Origin of the sequence: Geminicoccus flavidas (genome assembly GCF_009806515.1) — a bacterium.
Taxonomy (GTDB): domain Bacteria; phylum Pseudomonadota; class Alphaproteobacteria; order Geminicoccales; family Geminicoccaceae; genus Geminicoccus; species Geminicoccus flavidus.
On the sequence record NZ_WUJP01000229.1, the window covers coordinates 1 to 2,044 of the forward strand.

Here is a 2,044-nt window from a genome sequence, read left to right on the forward strand (position 1 = left end):
ATCGGTCGGTGCCGCCTCGTCGGGCAGGATCCGCATGAGGCCGTAATTGACCGGGCGGAGCAGCTCCAGGCCGCACATCACGGGCTCGTGCGGGAAATGCAGCACGTTGGGCGCCGGGGAGACCATGTGCTCCTGATAGGCCCGGCTGCGCTCGCGCAGCGTGTCGAGGAACAGGGTGTTCCGCTGCCAGGCGCCGACCAGATAGTCCAGCACCGGGTTGCCGGCAGGGATCGGGAGGTTGACCACGGCTGGCCCCCTGGATGGTGGATCCTGTGCGCGTCGTTCCGGCTTCACATGGCGCGGCGAACCCCGTCACGCAGCGGGTCGAAGTGACGCGATCGCCTGGGCATAGTCGCCGCTTTGGAAGATCGAGGAGCCAGCCACCAGCACGTCCGCACCCGCCTCGATCGCCTTGGGTGCGGTCTGGGCGTCGATGCCGCCGTCCACCTGCACCCGGATCGGCCGCCCGCCGGCCAGCGCCTTGGCCTGGCGGATCTTGTCGGTGGCATAGCCGATGAATTTCTGCCCGCCAAAGCCCGGGTTGACGCTCAGGATCAGGATCAGGTCCAGATGGTCCAGGACATGCTCCAGGACCGAAACGGGCGTGGCCGGGTTGAGCGCCACCCCCGCCCCCTTGCCGAGTGCCCGGATCGCCGCCAGCGAGCGGTCCAGGTGCGGCCCGGCCTCGGCATGAACCGTGATCCGGTCGGCACCGGCCCTGGCGACCGGCCCGATCCACTGGTCGGCCGGCGCGCACATCAGGTGGGCATCGAACAGCAGGCTGGACTGGTCGCGCAGCGCGGCGATCACGTCGGCGCCGAAGCTGAGGTTCGGCACGAAATGGCCGTCCATGACGTCGAGATGCAGCCAGTCCGCACCGGCGGCCTCGACCGCCCGCACCTCCTCGCCCAGCCGCGCATAGTCGGCGGCCAGGATCGAGGGTGCGATCAGGACAGAATCGCTCATCCCTGGCGCACCTCATAGCCGGCGGCCTCGATCGCGCTCGTCACCGCCGCGCGGTCCTCGATGCCCCTCACTTCCACCGTGCCTTCCTCCACCGAGACCGTCACTTCCGCCTGCGGGTCCAGCCGCTGCACCGCCTCTGTGATCGCGCGGACGCAGTGGGCGCAGCTCATTCCTTCGACCTTCAACTGCATCGCCATGTTCCTTCCTGCCGATGCGCCGCCATCTGGTGGTTCCAGCAAGGAGAAGGTCAAGCGGCAGGTGGAACGGCCACGTCGCCCCTTGACCTTCCCGCCGCTGGAAGGGCCACCTGAAGGGTCGCACCAGCCAGTGGAGCGTCTTGATGGCCACCATGTCCCTCGAACGGACCGAGCAGCCCGGGGTTGCCGTCGATCTCGCGATCGATGGCATGACTTGCGCGTCCTGCGTGCGTCGGGTCGAGCGGGCGCTGGGCCAGGTGCCAGGCGTGGTCTCGGCCAGCGTCGACCTGGCGACGGAAAAGGCGCGTGTGGAGACGCGTGGCACTCCGGCATCCAGCTTGGTGGCCGCGGTCGCACGCACCGGCTATCGCGCCTCGGTCCTGGCCGATGACCCCGGTGGTGCGGCCGATGCCGAACTGCAGCGCGCCCGGGAAGCACAGGCGCGGCGCGATGGCTGGCATGCGGCACTGGCCCTGGCGCTGGCCTTGCCGCTGGTCCTGCCCATGGCGGCTATGCCGTTCGGCCTGGAGCTGGCGCCGCCGGCCTGGCTGCAGTTCGCCCTGGCGGCCCCGGTGCAGTTCTGGCTGGGCGCCAGGTTCTACCGGGCGGGCCTTGCCGCCCTGCGCGCCGGCACCGGCAACATGGACCTGCTGGTGGCACTGGGCACCAGTGCCGCGTTCGGGCTCAGCCTGTGGAACTGGTTGGTAGCGGGCCATGGCGGGCATGAGCTCTATTTCGAGGCCGCTGCCCTGGTGGTGGCGCTGGTCCTGCTCGGCAAGTGGCTGGAGGGTCGCGCCCGCCGCCAGACCGGGGCGGCCCTGCGCGCGCTGGCAGCATTGCGGCCGACCACTGCGCGGGTGCTGATCGACGGTGAGCCGACC

At 70.2% G+C, this 2,044-nt stretch carries 4 protein-coding genes; 1 reads left to right on the forward strand and 3 read right to left on the reverse strand.

All coding sequences use genetic code 11. The features are described from left to right. From EQG76_RS06505 to EQG76_RS06515, 3 genes are all read right to left on the reverse strand, one after another. A partial coding sequence (locus tag EQG76_RS06505; RefSeq protein ID WP_159711699.1) for a DUF3141 domain-containing protein occupies positions 1 to 246 on the reverse strand: 246 nt, incomplete at its 3' end. Positions 247 to 312: 66 nt separating this feature from the next. Then, a complete protein-coding gene (gene rpe, locus EQG76_RS06510; protein ID WP_159711701.1) occupies positions 313 to 966 on the reverse strand; it encodes a ribulose-phosphate 3-epimerase in 654 nt (217 codons plus the stop codon). Next, complete coding sequence (locus tag EQG76_RS06515; RefSeq protein ID WP_159711703.1) at positions 963 to 1,163, reverse strand: heavy-metal-associated domain-containing protein; 201 nt, start codon at positions 1,161 to 1,163, stop codon at positions 963 to 965. The genes rpe and EQG76_RS06515 overlap by 4 nt, the downstream gene beginning before the upstream one ends. A 143-nt stretch (positions 1,164 to 1,306) precedes the next feature. On the opposite strand from EQG76_RS06515, the gene EQG76_RS06520 reads away from it, so the two are divergent. Beyond that, a partial coding sequence (locus EQG76_RS06520) for a cation transporter (protein ID WP_200840603.1) occupies positions 1,307 to 2,044 on the forward strand: 738 nt, incomplete at its 3' end.